The following is a 17,353-nucleotide window of genomic DNA, read 5'->3' on the forward strand; positions in this document are numbered from 1 at the left end:
GTCTGACCCAAGATAACGACAACGGATTCTGTAGGAGTGCATCGTGCGTAAGTTGACTCAATTGGTTCTGCTGGCAACCGTGCTGGTAGCGACCCCGGCCTTCGCCGAAATGAAAATCGCCGTCCTGAACTATCAGATGGCCCTGCTGGAATCGGACGCGGCCAAGAAGTACGCCGTGGATGCCGAGAAAAAATTCGGTCCGCAACTGACCAAGCTCAAGACTCTGGAAAGCAGCGCCAAGGGCATCCAGGACCGCCTGGTAGCCGGTGGCGACAAGATGCAACAAGGCGAGCGCGAGCGTCTGGAGCTTGAATTCAAGCAAAAGGCCCGTGACTACCAGTTCCAGTCCAAAGAGCTGAACGAAGCCAAAGCGGTTGCTGACCGTGAAATGCTGAAACAGTTGAAGCCGAAACTCGACAGCGCTGTGGAAGAAGTCATCAAGAAAGGTGCCTTTGACCTGGTGTTCGAGCGTGGCGCGGTAATCGACGTCAAGCCTCAATACGACATCACCCGCCAGGTGATCGAGCGCATGAACCAGCTGAAGTAAGCCATGACCGCGACTATCAAGCTCGGCGAGTTGGCCGAGTTCCTGGGGGCCACCTTGCGTGGCTCTCCGGAGAAGGAAATCACTGGGCTAGCCACCTTGCAGGAGGCTGGCCCAGCTCAGTTGAGCTTCCTCGCAAACCCCCAATACCGTAAATACCTGGTCGACAGCCAAGCCGCCGCCGTGTTGCTGAAAGCGGCTGACGCCGAAGGGTTTGCCGGGGATGCGCTGGTGGTGTCTGACCCGTACCTGGCGTATGCCCGGGTGTCGCACCTGTTCGATCCTAAGCCCAAGGCAGCGGCCGGTGTTCATCCGTCTGCGGTGATCGCCGATGATGCCCAGGTTGACCCAGCGGCCAGCATCGGTGCCTTTGCGGTGGTCGAGAGCGGCGCGCGCATTGCGGCGGGTGTCACCGTTGGGGCCCATTGCTTTATCGGTGCGCGCTGCGAGATCGGCGCCGACGGTTGGCTGGCGCCGCGCGTGACCCTGTACCACGATGTGCGTATCGGTGAGCGGGTGGTCATCCAGTCGGGTGCCGTGATCGGCGGTGAAGGCTTTGGCTTTGCCAACGCCAAGGGCATCTGGAACAAAATTGCCCAGGTCGGCGGCGTATTGATCGGCGACGACGTGGAAATTGGCGTGAACACCGCTGTCGATCGCGGGGCCCTGGCCGATACCGTGATCGGTAACGGCGTGAAGCTCGACAACCAGATCCAGATCGCCCACAACGTGCAGATTGGCGATCACACCGCCATGGCCGCGTGCGTGGGCATCTCCGGCAGCACCAAAATTGGTAAGCATTGCATGCTCGCCGGTGGCGTAGGGCTGGTGGGGCATATTGATATTTGCGACAACGTCTTCATCACCGGGATGACCATGGTGACCCACTCGATTACCGAGCCAGGTGCCTATTCTTCCGGTACCGCCATGCAGCCTGCGGCTGAATGGCGCAAGAGTGCAGCGCGGTTGAGGCAGCTCGACGACATGGCTCGGCGTCTCAAACAGCTGGAAAAGCGTGTTGGGGACGTGACCCCTGGCGGTAATGCTTCATCAGAAGGCTGATACCATTTCCATATCAAGTGTGCACAGCCGCTAGACTGCCTCCTTGATTTGCTAGCGGGGCGTGCGTTTAGTTCGCCCGCCCCCAATCTTTATTACAGGCTTCCCCCCGAAATGATGGACATCAACGAGATTCGCGAATACCTGCCTCACCGTTACCCGTTCCTGCTGGTGGACCGCGTAGTGGACCTCAATGTCGAGGAAAAGCGCATTCGTGCCTACAAGAATGTCAGCATCAACGAGCCGTTCTTCAATGGTCACTTTCCTGCACACCCCATCATGCCGGGCGTGTTGATCATCGAAGCGATGGCCCAGGCTGCCGGTATCCTTGGTTTCAAAATGCTTGACCTCAAGCCTGCCGACGGCACGCTTTACTATTTCGTGGGCTCCGACAAGTTGCGTTTCCGCAATCCGGTTACCCCGGGTGACCAGCTGATCCTGGAAGCCAAGTTCATCAGCTGCAAGCGCCAGATCTGGAAGTTCGAATGCCAGGCCTCGGTGGACGGCAAGCCGGTGTGCTCCGCTGAGATCATCTGCGCGGAACGCAAACTATGAGTTTGATTGACCCTCGCGCAATCATCGATCCGTCGGCCGTACTGGCCGCCGACGTTGAGGTCGGCCCTTGGTCGATCATCGGCGCAGGTGTGGAAATCGGCGAGGGGACTGTCATCGGGCCGCACGTGATCCTCAAAGGTCCGACCCGCATTGGCAAACACAATCGCATCTACCAGTTCTCCTCGGTAGGCGAAGACACCCCGGACATGAAGTACAAGGGTGAAGAGACGCGCCTGGTAATCGGTGATCACAACATCATCCGTGAAGGCGTGACCATTCACCGTGGTACCGTGCAGGATCGGGCCGAAACCACGCTGGGTGATCACAACCTGGTCATGGCCTATGCCCATATCGGCCACGACAGCGTCATCGGCAACCACTGCATCCTGGTCAACAACACCGCGTTGGCGGGCCATGTGCACGTTGACGATTGGGCGATCCTGTCCGGATTCACCCTGGTGCATCAGTATTGCCATATCGGCGCCCACAGCTTTTCCGGCATGGGCACCGCTATCGGTAAGGATGTTCCGGCGTTCGTCACGGTATTCGGCAACCCGGCCGAAGCCCGCAGCATGAACTTCGAAGGCATGCGCCGTCGCGGTTTCAGCGAAGAAGCCATCCACGCCCTGCGCCGCGCCTACAAGGTGGTTTACCGCCAAGGGCTCACGGTTGACCAGGCATTGACCCAACTGCTCGAGCCGGCAGCGTTGTTCCCGGAAGTCGCGGTGTTCCGTGACTCGATCCAGGCGTCGACTCGCGGCATCACCCGCTAATCATGGCTAATCTGCGTATCGCGCTGGTGGCCGGGGAAGCTTCCGGCGACATTCTGGGCGCAGGTCTTATGCGGGCCCTCAAGGCCCAGCATCCGGCGGTGCAATTTATCGGTGTCGGCGGCCCGCTGATGCAGGCTGAAGGGCTTACGTCCTACTTCCCCATGGAGCGCTTGTCGGTCATGGGGTTGGTTGAGGTGCTGGGGCGCCTGCGCGAACTGTTGGCGCGTCGCAAGCTGCTGATCCAGACCCTGATCGAAGAAAAGCCTGATGTGTTCATCGGGATCGACGCGCCGGACTTCACCCTCACTCTCGAACTCAAGTTGCGTCAGGCCGGCATCAAGACCGTGCACTACGTCAGCCCCTCCGTTTGGGCGTGGCGGCAGAAGCGCGTGCTCAAGATCCGTGAGGGCTGCGACCTGATGCTGACCCTGCTGCCGTTCGAAGCCCGGTTCTATGAAGAAAAGGGCGTGCCGGTACGGTTTGTCGGGCATACCCTGGCCGACACCATTCCCTTGCAGGCTGACCGCACGGCAGCACGTGCCGAGCTGGGCTTGCCAGACGGCCCGTTGGTAGCGTTGATGCCAGGCAGCCGTGGCGGTGAAGTTGGCCGCCTGGCCTCGGTGTTTTTCGACGCCGCCGAGCGTCTGCAGGCGCTGAAGCCAGGCGTACGTTTCGTGCTGCCCTGCGCCAGCCCGCAACGTCGTGTGCAGATCGAAGCACTGCTGGAAGGTCGCAACCTGCCGTTGACCTTGCTCGATGGCCAGTCGCACCTGGCCCTGGCGGCCTGCGATGCGGTACTGATCGCTTCGGGCACGGCCACCCTCGAGGCCTTGCTGTACAAGCGCCCGATGGTCGTGGCCTACCGCCTGGCGCCGCTGACTTTCTGGATTCTCAAGCGCATGGTCAAAAGCCCCTACATCTCCTTGCCCAACCTGCTGGCCCAACGCCTGTTGGTGCCGGAGTTGTTGCAGGACGATGCAACGCCGGAGGCCCTCGCGCAAACCCTACTACCCTTGATCGACGGTGGCGAAGAGCAGACCCGTGGTTTCGACGACATCCACCGCACCCTGCGTCGTGATGCGTCGAACCAGGCGGCCGACGCCGTGTTGAGCTTGATCGGCCAGAAACAGGAAGCCTTATGAAGACGCAAATGGGCCTGGATTTCAGCCTGGTTGCCCAAGCCCACGAGCTGGTGGCCGGTGTTGACGAAGTAGGGCGCGGGCCTTTGTGTGGTGCGGTGGTCACGGCGGCGGTGATTCTTGATCCGAACCGTCCGATCCTCGGCCTCAACGACTCGAAGAAGCTCACTGAAGCACGCCGCGAAAAGCTCTACGACGAGATCTGTGAGAAAGCACTGAGCTGGCATATCGCGCGGGCCGAAGTCGAAGAAATCGACGAACTGAACATTCTGCACGCCACCATGCTGGCCATGCAGCGTGCGGTCGAGGGGCTGCACATCACCCCGAAAATGGCGATGATCGACGGCAACCGCTGCCCCAAGCTGGCCATGCCTTCCGAAGCGGTGGTCAAGGGAGATAGCAAGGTGCCGGCCATCGCCGCTGCCTCGATCCTGGCCAAAGTCAGCCGTGACCGGGAAATGGCCGCGTTCGAATTGATCTACCCCGGCTACGGCATGGGCGGTCATAAAGGCTACCCGACGCCCGTTCATCTGGAAGCCCTGGCTCGCCTTGGCCCGACGCCGATCCACCGCCGCTCGTTCGCCCCTGTGCGCCAGGCCTACGAGCTGCGCGAGAGCCTCAGCGAGGTGTAGTCGCGTAGGCTGATGTTTTGCTCAAGGCCCGGTACAATCCCGGGCCTTGTTGTTTCTAAGTTTCTAGACAGGATCACTATGCCGGCTTCATTCGTTCACCTACGCCTGCACACTGAATACTCCCTGGTCGACGGCCTGGTACGGATCAAACCGCTGGTCAAAACCCTGGTGGGCATGAACATGCCTGCGGTCGCGGTTACCGATCAGAACAACATGTGTTCCCTGGTCAAGTTCTACAAGAACGCCATGGGCGCCGGCATCAAGCCGATCTGTGGCGCCGACCTGTGGCTGTCCAACAAAGACCCGGATAACCCCCTGAGCCGCATCAGCCTGTTGGCGATGAACGGCGTGGGCTATCGCAACCTCACCGAACTGATTTCCCGGGGTTTCATCGACGGCCAGCGCAATGGCTCGATCATCATCGAGCGTGAATGGGTCGCCGAGGCCAGCGAAGGCCTGATCATGCTGTCGGCCGCCAAAGAGGGCGAGATCGGTATCGCGCTACTGGGCGGCAACCCGCAGGAAGCCGAAGTGCTGGCGCGCGAATGGATGCAGGTCTTCCCGGACCGTTTCTACCTGGAAATCCAGCGCACCAATCGCCCCAACGACGAAGAACACCTGCACGCCGCGGTAGCCCTGGCCGACAAGCTGGGCGCGCCGCTGGTGGCGACCAACGATGTGCGCTTCATCAAGAAGGAAGACTTCGAAGCCCACGAAACCCGCGTGTGCATCGGCGAAGGCCGGGCCCTGGATGACCCGCGTCGCTCGAAGAACTACAGCGAGGAGCAATACCTCAAAAGCGCCGACGAGATGGCAGAGCTGTTCAGCGACCTGCCCGAGGCCCTGGAAAACTCGGTCGAGATCGCCAAGCGCTGCAACATCGAGGTCAAGTTGGGCAAGCACTTCCTGCCCAACTTCCCGATTCCCGATGGCATGACCATCGATGAGTACTTCCGCAAGGTCTCGTTCGATGGCCTGGAAGAGCGTTTGTCTGTCCTGCTGCCCAAGGACACCACCGAGGATTACGACGCCAAGCGCCAGGTTTATGTCGACCGGCTGAATTTCGAGCTGGATATCATCATCCAGATGGGATTCCCCGGTTACTTCCTGATCGTAATGGACTTTATCCAGTGGGCCAAAAGCAACGGCGTACCGGTTGGTCCGGGCCGGGGGTCAGGTGCCGGCTCGCTGGTCGCCTATGTGCAGAAGATCACCGACCTTGACCCGCTGGAATATGACCTGCTGTTCGAACGGTTCCTGAACCCGGAACGGGTCTCCATGCCCGACTTCGACGTCGACTTCTGCATGGACGGCCGTGACCGCGTGATCGAATACGTGGCCGAGAAATATGGCCGCAACGCGGTCAGCCAGATCATCACCTTCGGTTCCATGGCGGCCAAGGCTGTAATCCGCGACGTAGCGCGGGTGCAGGGCAAGTCCTACGGCCTGGCGGATCGCCTGTCGAAGATGATCCCGTTCGAAGTCGGCATGACCCTGGAGAAAGCCTACGAGCAGGAAGAAATCCTGCGCGACTTTATCAAGGTCGACGAAGAAGCCGCCGAAATCTGGGACATGGCGCGCAAGCTCGAAGGTGTGGTGCGTAACGTCGGTAAACACGCCGGTGGCGTGGTTATTGCGCCGACCAAGCTCACGGACTTTTCGCCGATCTATTGCGACGAAGAGGGCGGTGGCCTGGTTACCCAGTTCGACAAAGACGACGTGGAGGCGGCCGGCCTGGTGAAGTTCGACTTCCTCGGCCTGCGGACCCTGACGATCATCGACTGGGCGCTCAAGACCATCAACCGTGACCGCGCCAAGGTCAATGAAGAGCCGCTGGATATCGCGTTTATCCCGTTGGACGACAAGCCAACCTACAGCCTGCTGCAAAAAGCCGAAACCACGGCCGTGTTCCAGCTTGAATCACGGGGTATGAAAGAGCTGATCAAAAAGCTCAAGCCCGACTGCCTGGAAGACTTGATCGCACTGGTGGCCCTGTTCCGTCCGGGCCCGCTGCAATCGGGCATGGTGGATGACTTCATCAACCGTAAGCACGGTCGCGCCGAACTGGCCTACCCGCACTCGGACTACCAGTACGAAGGTCTCAAGCCGGTACTGGCGCCGACCTACGGCATCATCCTGTATCAGGAACAGGTGATGCAGATCGCCCAGGTGATGGCCGGTTATACCCTGGGCGGTGCGGACATGCTGCGTCGCGCCATGGGTAAGAAAAAACCCGAGGAAATGGCCAAGCAACGTGGCGGTTTCATCGAAGGTTGCGCGACCAACAATATCGACGCCGATCTTGCGGGTAACATCTTCGACCTGGTAGAAAAATTCGCCGGTTATGGTTTTAACAAATCCCACTCCGCCGCCTACGGCCTAGTGTCGTACCAGACCGCCTGGCTGAAAGCCCACTACCCGGCGCCGTTCATGGCCGCGGTACTCTCGGCGGATATGCACAACACCGACAAGGTCGTGACCTTGATCGAGGAAGTGCGCACCATGAAGCTGCGCCTCGACGCGCCGGACGTGAACGCCTCGGAGTTCAAGTTCACCGTGAACGACGAAGGCCGCATCATTTACGGTCTGGGTGCGATCAAAGGCGTGGGCGAAGGCCCGGTGGAAGCCATCACCGAAGCGCGTCAGGACGGGCCGTTCAAGGACCTGTTCGACTTCTGCGCACGGGTTGACCTCAAGCGCATCAACAAGCGGACACTCGATGGCCTGATCCGCAGCGGCGCACTCGACCGTCTCGGTCCGTATTTCCATGATGAGCCCAAGGCTTACCAGGCGAATATCGACCGTAACCGCGCAGTGCTGCTCGCCGCCATGGAAGAAGCGATCAAGGCCGCCGAGCAAACCGCCCGAACCCACGACAGCGGCCACGCTGACCTGTTTGGCGGTTTGTTCGTCGAAGAAGATGCGGACGTATACGGCAACCATCGCAAGGCCAAGGACCTGACCCTCAAGGAGCGCCTCAAGGGCGAGAAAGACACCTTGGGCCTGTACCTCACCGGTCACCCGATTGACGAATACGAAGGGGAAATCCGCCGGTTCGCCCGTCAACGCATCATCGACCTGAAGCCGGCGCGGGACACTCAGACCGTTGCCGGCATGATCATCGCCCTGCGGGTGATGAAGAATAAAAAGGGCGACAAGATGGGCTTTATCACCCTCGACGACCGTTCGGGCCGTATCGAAGCGTCGCTGTTTGCCGACGCGTTCCACTCCGCGCAGTCGCTGCTGCAGACCGACGCGATGGTGGTGGTGGAAGGGGAGGTCAGCAACGATGACTTCTCCGGCGGCCTGCGCCTGCGCATCAAACGGGTGATGAGCATGGAAGATGCGCGCACCAATTTGGCCGAAAGCCTGCGTTTGAAGGTGAAAACCGAAGCGCTCAAGGGCGATCAGCTACGCTGGTTGGGCGACCTGCTCAAACGCCACCGTGGCGCGTGCCCGGTGACCATGGAGTACACCGGCAATGACGCCAAGGCCATGTTGCAGTTCGGCGAGAGCTGGCGAATTGATCCCGCTGACGGCTTGATTCAAGCTTTGCGTGACCAGTTCGGGCGAGACAACGTCTTCCTCCAATACCGTTGACGGTCAGATGTGTCTGATCTCGACTAAACATTTAATCTCGACCTAAACGCGCCTCTCCCTTAAGGTAGGGCGCGAATAGACAACCGGCTGGCCAGGCACGCCCTGGCCGTCGACCCAAGACGGACGCTTATGAACCCGAATTTTCTTGATTTCGAACAGCCGATCGCTGACCTGCAAGCCAAGATCGAAGAACTGCGCCTGGTCGGCAATGACAATTCGCTGAACATCGGCGATGAGATCGCTCGCCTGCAAGACAAGAGCAGCACGCTCACCGAAGACATCTTCGGCAAGTTGACCAGCTGGCAGATCGCGCGCCTGGCCCGCCACCCGCGCCGTCCGTACACCCTGGACTACATTCAGCACATCTTCACCGAGTTCGACGAGCTGCATGGCGATCGCCACTTCTCCGACGACGCCGCCATCGTGGGCGGTATCGCTCGCCTGGACGACCAGCCGGTGATGGTGATTGGTCACCAGAAAGGCCGTGAAGTGCGTGAGAAAGTCCGCCGTAATTTCGGCATGCCGCGCCCGGAAGGCTACCGCAAGGCGTGCCGCCTGATGGAAATGGCCGAGCGCTTCAAGATGCCGATCCTGACCTTCATCGACACCCCGGGTGCCTACCCAGGTATCGACGCCGAAGAGCGCAACCAGAGCGAGGCTATCGCCTGGAATCTGCGCGTCATGTCACGCCTGAAAACCCCGATCATCGCCACCGTAATCGGCGAAGGTGGTTCCGGCGGCGCCCTGGCCATTGGTGTTTGCGACCAACTGAACATGCTGCAATATTCGACCTACGCGGTGATTTCGCCGGAAGGTTGCGCTTCGATCCTGTGGAAAACCGCCGAAAAGGCGCCGGACGCTGCCGAAGCCATGGGGATCACCGCCGATCGCCTCAAGGGCCTGGGCATCGTCGATAAAGTCATCGCCGAGCCATTAGGTGGCGCACACCGCGACCCGGCTGCCGCTGCCGCAACTATCCGTGGTGAGCTGGCTTCGCAACTGGCGATGCTCAAGAAGCTGGATAACGAAGCCTTGCTGGCCCGTCGTTATGAGCGCCTGATGAGCTACGGTCTCTAAGACCAACGCACTACCAAAATGTGGGAGGGGGCTTGCCCCCGATTGCTGAGTGTCAGTCAATGTATCCAGTGACTGACCCACCGCTATCGGGAGCAAGCCCCCTCCCACATTTGCTTTGTGTATGCTTGGTCAACGTATTCCAGATTTGCGGCGGTAATGTTTGATGAAGCCAACCCTGCCCGCCAAGCTCCTGCAAGCCCTGGCCCCCTGGCGCAGCGCCCCGGCCTGGCGCATCGCATTCTCCGGTGGCCTTGATTCCACCGTCCTGCTGCACCTCCTGGCCAATCTTGCCAACACCGACATCCTGCCGCCCCTCAGCGCTGTCCATGTCCACCATGGCCTGCAAACCGCCGCCGACGCGTGGCCTGCTCACTGCCAGTCGATATGCGACAACTTGGGTGTGCCTCTGCGCGTGATGCGCGTGCAGGTGCAACCCGGCGCCAGCCTTGAGCGTGCCGCCCGTGACGCGCGTTACCAGGCTTTTATCGAGGTGACCGGGGCAGGGCAGGTGTTGCTGACGGGCCAGCATCGCGACGATCAAGCGGAAACCCTGTTATTCCGCCTGCTGCGTGGTGCTGGGGTGCGCGGGCTGTCGGCGATGCCGGCGCAGCGCCCATTGGCGGCCGGCTATCTGGTGCGGCCCTTGTTGGAGGTCTCGCGGGCAGAGCTGGAAGCCTATGCCGAGGAGCATCAGCTCGAATGGATCGAAGACCCTTCCAACGCTGATTCGCGGTTTTCCCGTAATTACCTGCGTCACCGGGTGTTGCCGACGCTGACGGAGCGCTGGCCGCAAGCTGTCTCAAGCCTGGCCCGCACCGCTGAGCACTTGAGCGAAGCCCAGGGCCTGCTTGACGAGTTGGCAGTCATGGACCTGCTGGCCGCCGACCAGCCGTCAGCGTTTCCCTGGCTGAGATTGCGGTCATTGACCCTCGCCCCCTTACGCGAGCTTTCCGACGCTCGCCAGCGCAATGCCCTGCGCCATTGGCTGACGCCACTGACCCGTCTGCCTGACAGCGACCACTGGGCCGGCTGGCATTCCCTGCGTGATGCCAAGGCCGATGCACAGCCCCTGTGGCGCCTGGCCGATGGCGAGCTGCACCGTTGTGGTCAGCGCATCTGGTGGCTGCCCTCGATAGGGTCGGAATTTTCCGACGCAACGGTGAGCTGGCCCGATCCGCAAAAACCCCTAGAGTTAGCCGGCAATGGTCAGTTGATACTCAGTGGTGAGGCGCCTGATGGTCCGTTGCAGGTTCGTTACCGCCAAGGCGGCGAAATCATCGAAGTGCCAGGTCGCGGTCGACGTGACTTGAAGCGCCTGCTTAACGAAAGTGGCTTGCCGGGCTTCGTCCGTGGCAGATTGCCGCTGCTGTATCAGGGCGAGCAATTGCTGGGTGTGCCCAGCCTTGCGGGACTTTGGCCAGCACCGAGCCATGACTGGCAATTACATTGGATGCCACAGACCTGCGATCAAGGTTTGAGCTGATAGAGCCTTTCCGGTAGACTACGCTCCCTTCTTGATACAACTTCTGTGGATTCGACTGAATCGCAGCAGTTGCCGATTACCAAGCAGTCTTTGCTGGGCGATTCCAAAAAATGTGTAGCGATCAACGTACCGGTGTTTCATTGCTGGTCTGTCACCACGCGGCGGTTTTTTTGAAAGGTGCACTGTGATTAATGCAGGTGATCGGGGGCTTCGGCCTTCCTTCGCTTTCCCCGGCGGCTCGGACCGCTTTAACGCAGACTTCTAGGGTTTTTCATGACGCGCTACATATTCGTCACGGGCGGTGTTGTTTCTTCATTGGGGAAAGGCATTGCCTCCGCTTCATTGGCGGCCATCCTGGAGGCGCGGGGACTTAAGGTCACCATGCTCAAGCTGGACCCGTACATCAACGTTGACCCGGGCACCATGAGCCCGTTCCAGCACGGTGAAGTGTTCGTCACCCACGACGGCGCCGAAACCGACCTGGACCTGGGCCACTACGAGCGGTTCATCCGCACGACCATGACCCAGAACAACAACTTCACCACCGGCCGTGTCTACGAGCACGTGCTGCGCAAAGAGCGTCGTGGTGACTACCTGGGTGCAACCATCCAGGTGATCCCGCACATCACCGACGAAATCAAGCGCCGTATCATCAAGGGTGCCGGCGATGCTGACGTGGCAATGGTCGAGATTGGTGGCACCGTGGGTGACATCGAGTCCCAACCGTTCCTCGAAGCCATCCGCCAGTTGCGTTTCGAAGTCGGCGCCAAACGCGCGATGCTGATGCACCTGACCCTGGTACCGTACATCGCCACCGCCGGCGAGACCAAGACCAAGCCTACCCAGCACTCGGTCAAGGAACTGCGTTCCATCGGCCTGCAACCGGACGTGCTGGTGTGCCGCTCCGATCACCCGATCGACATTTCCTCGCGTCGCAAGATCGCGCAATTCACCAACGTTGAAGAACGTGCGGTGATCGCGCTGGAAGACGCCGACACCATCTACAAGATCCCGGGCATCCTGCACTCGCAAGGCCTGGACGATTTTGTCGTCGAGCGTTTCGGCCTGCAATGCAATGGCGCGGACCTGTCCGAGTGGGAAGCCGTGGTCGACGCCAAGCTCAACCCTGAGCACGAAGTCACCATCGCCATGGTCGGCAAGTACATGGAACTGCTGGACGCGTACAAATCGCTGATTGAAGCGATGAGCCACGCCGGTATCAGCAACCGTACCAAGGTCAACCTGCGCTACATCGACTCAGAAGACATCGAGAACCAGGGCACCGCGCTGCTCGAAGGGGTTGATGCGATCCTCGTGCCTGGCGGTTTCGGCCTGCGTGGCGTGGAAGGCAAGATCACGGCCGTGCAATACGCTCGCGAGAACAAGGTGCCGTACCTGGGCATCTGCCTGGGCATGCAAGTGGCCGTTATCGAGTTCGCCCGTAACGTGCTGGGCTGGAAAGACGCCAACTCCACTGAATTCGACAGCAAGAGCGGCCACCCCGTCGTCGGCCTGATCACCGAGTGGGAAGATGCCACCGGTGCCGTCGAGACCCGTACCGAAGCTTCCGACCTGGGCGGCACCATGCGCCTCGGCGCGCAGGACTGCCTGCTGGAGCAAGGCTCGCTGGTTCATGATTGCTACGGCAAGGACGTGATCGTCGAGCGTCACCGTCACCGCTACGAAGTGAACAACAACCTGCTGCCGCAAATCAAAGAGGCCGGCCTGAAAATCTCCGGTCGCTCCGGTGATGGCGCGCTGGTTGAAGTGGTCGAGGCGCCGGATCATCCATGGTTCGTCGCGTGCCAGTTCCACCCTGAGTTCACCTCGACGCCGCGTGACGGTCACCCGTTGTTCAGCGGCTTCGTCAAAGCAGCACTGACGCAACATCAGAAGAAGGCGTAACCCTGATGGCCCAGAAGATCATTCGCGTAGGCGACATCGAGATTGCCAACGACAAGCCCATGGTGCTGTTCGGTGGCATGAACGTGCTGGAAAGCCGTGACATGGCGATGCAGGTCTGTGAAGAGTTCGTAAAGGTGACCGAGAAACTCGGTATCCCTTACGTGTTCAAGGCCAGCTTTGACAAGGCCAACCGTTCGTCCGTGACCTCCTATCGCGGCCCGGGTCTTGAAGAAGGCATGCGGATCTTCCAGGACATCAAGCAAGCCTTCGGCGTGCCGATCATCACCGACGTCCACGAGCCTGAACAGGCTGCCGTGGTCGCCGAGGTGTGCGACATCATCCAGTTGCCGGCCTTCCTGTCGCGCCAGACTGACCTGGTCGTCGCGATGGCCAAGACCGGCGCTGTGATCAACATCAAGAAAGCCCAGTTCCTCGCACCCCAGGAGATGAAACACATCCTGAACAAGTGCGTGGAAGCGGGTAACGACCAGTTGATTCTCTGCGAGCGTGGTTCGAGCTTCGGCTACAACAACCTCGTGGTGGACATGCTCGGTTTCGGCATCATGAAACAGTTCGAATACCCGGTGTTCTTCGACGTGACCCACGCGCTGCAAATGCCGGGTGGTCGTGCCGATTCCGCTGGTGGGCGCCGTGCCCAGGTGCTGGACCTGGCCAAGGCGGGCATCAGCCAGTCCCTGGCGGGCTTGTTCCTGGAGGCCCACCCGGACCCGGACAACGCCAAATGCGACGGCCCATGCGCCCTGCGCCTGGACAAACTGGAGCCATTCCTGGCCCAACTCAAGCAGTTGGACGAACTGGTCAAGAGTTTTCCGACGGTAGAGACCGCGTAAGCGCCATTTCTCCGGTAAAGTATCCCACGCTAAAAGCTCAGGCCCTCGGGCCTGGGCCTTGTCGCCTGCAAGCCTGCCCCGTTGTTCCACCCTTGCGGTCGGTCAAAAGATTTCCTTCAGCTGCGTCGTTTTCGTCAACTTTGGAGTGTTTACAACAATGGCAAAAATCGTCGACATCAAAGGTCGTGAAGTTCTCGACTCCCGTGGCAACCCCACCGTCGAAGCCGACGTGCTTCTCGATAACGGCATCATCGGCAGCGCCTGCGCGCCGTCCGGTGCTTCCACCGGTTCGCGCGAAGCGCTGGAACTGCGTGATGGCGACAAGAGCCGTTACCTGGGCAAGGGTGTTCTCAAGGCTGTAGCCAACATCAATGGCCCGATCCGTGACCTGTTGCTGGGCAAGGACCCGCTGGACCAGAAAGCCCTGGACCACGCGATGATCAAGCTCGACGGCACTGAAAACAAAGGCAGCCTGGGTGCCAACGCTATCCTCGCCGTGTCCCTGGCCGCCGCCAAGGCCGCTGCTCAGGACCAGGACCTGCCGCTGTACGCTCACATCGCCAACCTGAACGGTACCCCGGGTGTCTACTCGATGCCGGTGCCAATGATGAACATCATCAACGGTGGCGAGCACGCCGATAACAACGTCGACATCCAGGAATTCATGGTGCAGCCGGTGGGCGCCAAGTCCTTCTCCGAAGGCCTGCGCATGGGCACCGAGATTTTCCACCACCTCAAGGCTGTTCTGAAGGCCCGTGGCCTGAGCACTGCGGTGGGTGACGAAGGTGGTTTCGCTCCGAACCTGGCGTCCAACGAAGACGCACTGAAAGTGATCTCCGAAGCCGTGGCCAACGCAGGCTACAAGCTGGGCACCGACGTGACCCTGGCCCTGGACTGCGCGGCCAGCGAGTTCTACGAGGACGGTAAATACAACCTGTCTGGCGAAGGCCAGGTGTTCAACTCCGAAGGTTTCGCTGAATACCTGAAGGGCTTGACCCAGCGCTACCCGATCATCTCGATCGAAGATGGCCTGGACGAGTCCGACTGGGACGGCTGGAAAATCCTCACCGACAAGATCGGCGAGAAAATCCAACTGGTGGGCGACGACTTGTTCGTGACCAACACCAAGATCTTGAAAGAAGGCATCGATAAAAAGATCGCCAACTCGATCCTGATCAAGTTCAACCAGATCGGCACCCTGACCGAAACCCTGGAAGCCATCCAGATGGCCAAGGCGGCGGGCTACACGGCCGTGATCTCGCACCGCTCCGGCGAAACCGAAGATTCGACCATTGCCGACCTGGCCGTGGGCACTTCGGCGGGCCAGATCAAGACCGGTTCCCTGTGCCGTTCCGATCGCGTTTCCAAGTACAACCAATTGCTGCGTATCGAAGAGCAACTGGCTGGCAAGGCCAAGTACAACGGTCGCGGCGAGTTTCGCGGCTGATCGCTACATGGTAAAAATGGTAAAAGGTCGGCGGATTGCGTCGGAAAACTCACGACAGTGTGTATTTCGACGCTAATCTGATGGCTATCAAGCACAAGCCTGGTTCTTCCAGGCTTCGTGCTATCAGTTGCTGCAAAAGTTTTGCATGGCTGTTTTTTTTCACTGGATACCCGATATTCGATGCGCAGTCCCAATTGGTTGTTCCTCGTCTTGCTCTTGTTGCTGGCTGGCCTGCAATACCGCCTATGGGTGGGTAATGGCAGCTTTGCGCAGGTGAAAGACCTGACCGAGCAAATTGCTGCACAGCACGCCGAAAACGAGATCTTGCTGGAGCGCAACCGCGTCCTCGATGCCGAAGTGCTTGAGCTGAAAAAAGGCACGGAGACCGTTGAAGAGCGGGCTCGTCATGAACTGGGCATGGTCAAGGAGGGCGAAACCCTCTACCAGTTGGCCCAATGAGTGAGCGTTTGCCGGCCTTCTGGGCCGTGATTCCTGCCGCGGGCGTCGGTGCCCGTATGGCCGCGGACCGTCCCAAGCAGTACCTGCAATTGGGCGGGCGCACTATTCTCGAACACAGCCTCGGCTGTTTTCTCGACCATCCATCGCTCAAGGGCGTGGTGGTTAGTCTTGCTGCTGATGATCCCTACTGGCCCAGCCTGGCCTGTGCTGCCGACCCGCGTATCCAGCGTGCGGAGGGTGGTTCTGAGCGCTCTGGTTCAGTACTTAATGCACTGCTGCAACTCAATGCCTTGGGTGCCGGCGATGACGACTGGGTGTTGGTGCACGATGCTGCACGACCGAACCTGAGTCGCGATGATCTGGACAAGTTGCTCGCCGAACTGGCGGACGACCCGGTCGGCGGCTTGCTGGCCGTGCCGGCCCGCGACACCCTCAAGCGCGTCGACAAATATGGCCGTGTGATCGAAACCGTCGATCGCAGCCTGATCTGGCAGGCCTATACCCCGCAGATGTTCCGCCTCGGCGCCTTGCATCGCGCGTTGGCCGATAGCCTGGTGGCGGATGCGGTGATTACCGATGAAGCTTCGGCGATGGAATGGTCTGGTCAGGCGCCACGATTGATCGAAGGGCGCTCGGACAACATCAAGGTGACCCGGCCCGAAGATCTGGAATGGTTACGGCTGCGGTGGGCGAATCGCAGGTAGTCGCCTGTATCGTGTCGACTTCATCGGGGGCAAGCCCCCTCCCACATTTTGACCTGTGAACATATTCAAAGGTGGGAGGGGGCTTGCCCCCGATGAGGTCCGCCCAAACAACAATACAGTCAACTGCTGTACTCCGGCCGCCCAGCCAACCCCTCCTTCAAGAAATCCACCAGCTTCCTGACCTTCGGCGACAAATGCCGTTGCTGCGGATACAGCGCCCACACCGCCGTATTCGGCGGTTGATGTGCCTCCAGCAACGACACCAGCGCGCCACTGTGCAGATGCTCCAGCACATAGTAGTCCGGCAACTGGCACAACCCGACGCCTTGTAGCGCTGCATCCAGCACCGCTTGACCACTGTTGCAGCGCCAGTTTCCCTGCACACGCTGGGAAAATTCCCGCCCGTCCTGGGCCAGTTGCCAGATATCCGAGCTGCCGATCAGGCAGTTATGCCGACTCAACTCCGACAAACTATGTGGCCGACCATACCGCGCCAGGTAGGACGGCGACGCGCACAGGTACATGCGTCTCGGCGCCAGCCGGCTGGCAACCATGCGCGAATCCTGCAGGCGCCCCAGGCGAATCGCGAGGTCGAGGCCTTCGTGCACCAAGTCCAATGGGCGGTTGCTCAGCTCGATATCCACCCGCAGTTGGGGGTAGAGCGCCATGAAGCGTGTCACCAGCGGCACGATAAAGCGCTCGCCGTACGCCACGGCGCAGGTCATGCGTAACATGCCTTTGGGTTCGCTGGTGAGGTCGCCGACCGCGCGCAGAGCCTCTTCGCGACCATCCTGCAGGCGCTGGCAATGCTGCAGAAAGGTCTGGCCCGCTTCGGTCAGGGTCACCTTGCGCGTGCTGCGATACAGCAGGCGCGTTTGCAGGCGCTCTTCCAGGCGTGCCACCTGCCGGCTGATATGGGACGACGACACGCCTAACCGCTCGGCCGCCGCCGTAAATTGGCTGCATTCAGCCACGGCGACAAACTCATCGATGCCTTCCCAGCGGTTTTCCAGCATGGCAATTATCCCTGTACAGCAATAAAGTTTTGCTTTTGTCTGGATTATTAATCAGATGGCCATGTTTTACACTCTACGTCTCAGTTTTTAACTCCCTGGAGAAACCTGG

At 60.1% G+C, this 17,353-nt stretch carries 15 protein-coding genes; 14 read left to right on the forward strand and 1 reads right to left on the reverse strand.

Annotated elements, in window-relative coordinates:
- Positions 1-43: 43 nt before the first annotated feature.
- The 14 genes from QCBJ_RS23995 to ispD all read left to right on the forward strand — a co-directional run bounded on the left by QCBJ_RS23995 (position 44) and on the right by ispD (position 16,228).
- Positions 44-547 carry an OmpH family outer membrane protein gene (locus QCBJ_RS23995; RefSeq protein ID WP_003219314.1) on the forward strand — a complete coding sequence of 168 codons (504 nt, stop codon included), beginning with the start codon at positions 44-46 and terminating at the stop codon, positions 545-547.
- 3 nt (positions 548-550) lie between these two features.
- Positions 551-1,606 carry a UDP-3-O-(3-hydroxymyristoyl)glucosamine N-acyltransferase gene (gene lpxD / locus QCBJ_RS24000; protein ID WP_102061744.1) on the forward strand — a complete coding sequence of 352 codons (1,056 nt, stop codon included), beginning with the start codon at positions 551-553 and terminating at the stop codon, positions 1,604-1,606.
- Positions 1,607-1,717: 111 nt separating this feature from the next.
- Entirely contained in the window at positions 1,718-2,158 is a 441-nt protein-coding gene (gene fabZ, locus QCBJ_RS24005) for a 3-hydroxyacyl-ACP dehydratase FabZ (protein ID WP_003172281.1), read from the forward strand.
- On the forward strand, positions 2,155-2,931 hold the full coding sequence (gene lpxA, locus QCBJ_RS24010; RefSeq protein ID WP_012722603.1) for an acyl-ACP--UDP-N-acetylglucosamine O-acyltransferase: 777 nt from the start codon (positions 2,155-2,157) through the stop codon (positions 2,929-2,931). The genes fabZ and lpxA overlap by 4 nt, the downstream gene beginning before the upstream one ends.
- A 2-nt stretch (positions 2,932-2,933) precedes the next feature.
- Positions 2,934-4,073, forward strand: coding sequence for a lipid-A-disaccharide synthase (lpxB, locus tag QCBJ_RS24015; protein ID WP_102061745.1), 1,140 nt, complete (start codon positions 2,934-2,936; stop codon positions 4,071-4,073).
- On the forward strand, positions 4,070-4,702 hold the full coding sequence (gene rnhB / locus QCBJ_RS24020) for a ribonuclease HII (protein ID WP_102061746.1): 633 nt from the start codon (positions 4,070-4,072) through the stop codon (positions 4,700-4,702). Before lpxB ends, rnhB begins: the two co-directional genes overlap by 4 nt.
- Positions 4,703-4,780: 78 nt before the next feature.
- Entirely contained in the window at positions 4,781-8,302 is a 3,522-nt protein-coding gene (dnaE, locus tag QCBJ_RS24025) for a DNA polymerase III subunit alpha (protein ID WP_046036638.1), read from the forward strand.
- A 129-nt stretch (positions 8,303-8,431) separates the two neighbouring features.
- Positions 8,432-9,379, forward strand: coding sequence for an acetyl-CoA carboxylase carboxyltransferase subunit alpha (locus tag QCBJ_RS24030; protein WP_012722607.1), 948 nt, complete (start codon positions 8,432-8,434; stop codon positions 9,377-9,379).
- A 163-nt stretch (positions 9,380-9,542) separates the two neighbouring features.
- Complete coding sequence (gene tilS, locus QCBJ_RS24035) at positions 9,543-10,862, forward strand: tRNA lysidine(34) synthetase TilS (RefSeq protein ID WP_102061747.1); 1,320 nt, start codon at positions 9,543-9,545, stop codon at positions 10,860-10,862.
- Between the two features lie 273 nt (positions 10,863-11,135).
- On the forward strand, positions 11,136-12,767 hold the full coding sequence (locus QCBJ_RS24040) for a CTP synthase (protein ID WP_012722609.1): 1,632 nt from the start codon (positions 11,136-11,138) through the stop codon (positions 12,765-12,767).
- Between the two features lie 5 nt (positions 12,768-12,772).
- Positions 12,773-13,618 carry a 3-deoxy-8-phosphooctulonate synthase gene (gene kdsA, locus QCBJ_RS24045; RefSeq protein ID WP_102061748.1) on the forward strand — a complete coding sequence of 282 codons (846 nt, stop codon included), beginning with the start codon at positions 12,773-12,775 and terminating at the stop codon, positions 13,616-13,618.
- Positions 13,619-13,775: 157 nt separating this feature from the next.
- On the forward strand, positions 13,776-15,065 hold the full coding sequence (gene eno, locus QCBJ_RS24050; protein WP_003189193.1) for a phosphopyruvate hydratase: 1,290 nt from the start codon (positions 13,776-13,778) through the stop codon (positions 15,063-15,065).
- 180 nt (positions 15,066-15,245) lie between these two features.
- Positions 15,246-15,524, forward strand: a complete 279-nt coding sequence (ftsB, locus tag QCBJ_RS24055; RefSeq protein ID WP_003231201.1) for a cell division protein FtsB — start codon at positions 15,246-15,248, stop codon at positions 15,522-15,524.
- Positions 15,521-16,228, forward strand: coding sequence for a 2-C-methyl-D-erythritol 4-phosphate cytidylyltransferase (ispD, locus tag QCBJ_RS24060; RefSeq protein ID WP_102061749.1), 708 nt, complete (start codon positions 15,521-15,523; stop codon positions 16,226-16,228). Before ftsB ends, ispD begins: the two co-directional genes overlap by 4 nt.
- Positions 16,229-16,347: 119 nt before the next feature.
- Here the strand turns inward: ispD and QCBJ_RS24065 are convergent, their stop codons facing one another.
- Positions 16,348-17,244 (reverse strand): LysR substrate-binding domain-containing protein, encoded by an 897-nt coding sequence (locus tag QCBJ_RS24065; protein ID WP_012722611.1) that lies wholly within the window; start codon positions 17,242-17,244, stop codon positions 16,348-16,350.
- Between the last annotated feature and the right edge of the window lie 109 nt (positions 17,245-17,353).

It is taken from the genome of Pseudomonas sp. QC2 (assembly GCF_002859085.1).
In the GTDB taxonomy this organism is placed as follows: Bacteria; Pseudomonadota; Gammaproteobacteria; order Pseudomonadales; family Pseudomonadaceae; genus Aquipseudomonas; species Aquipseudomonas petroselini.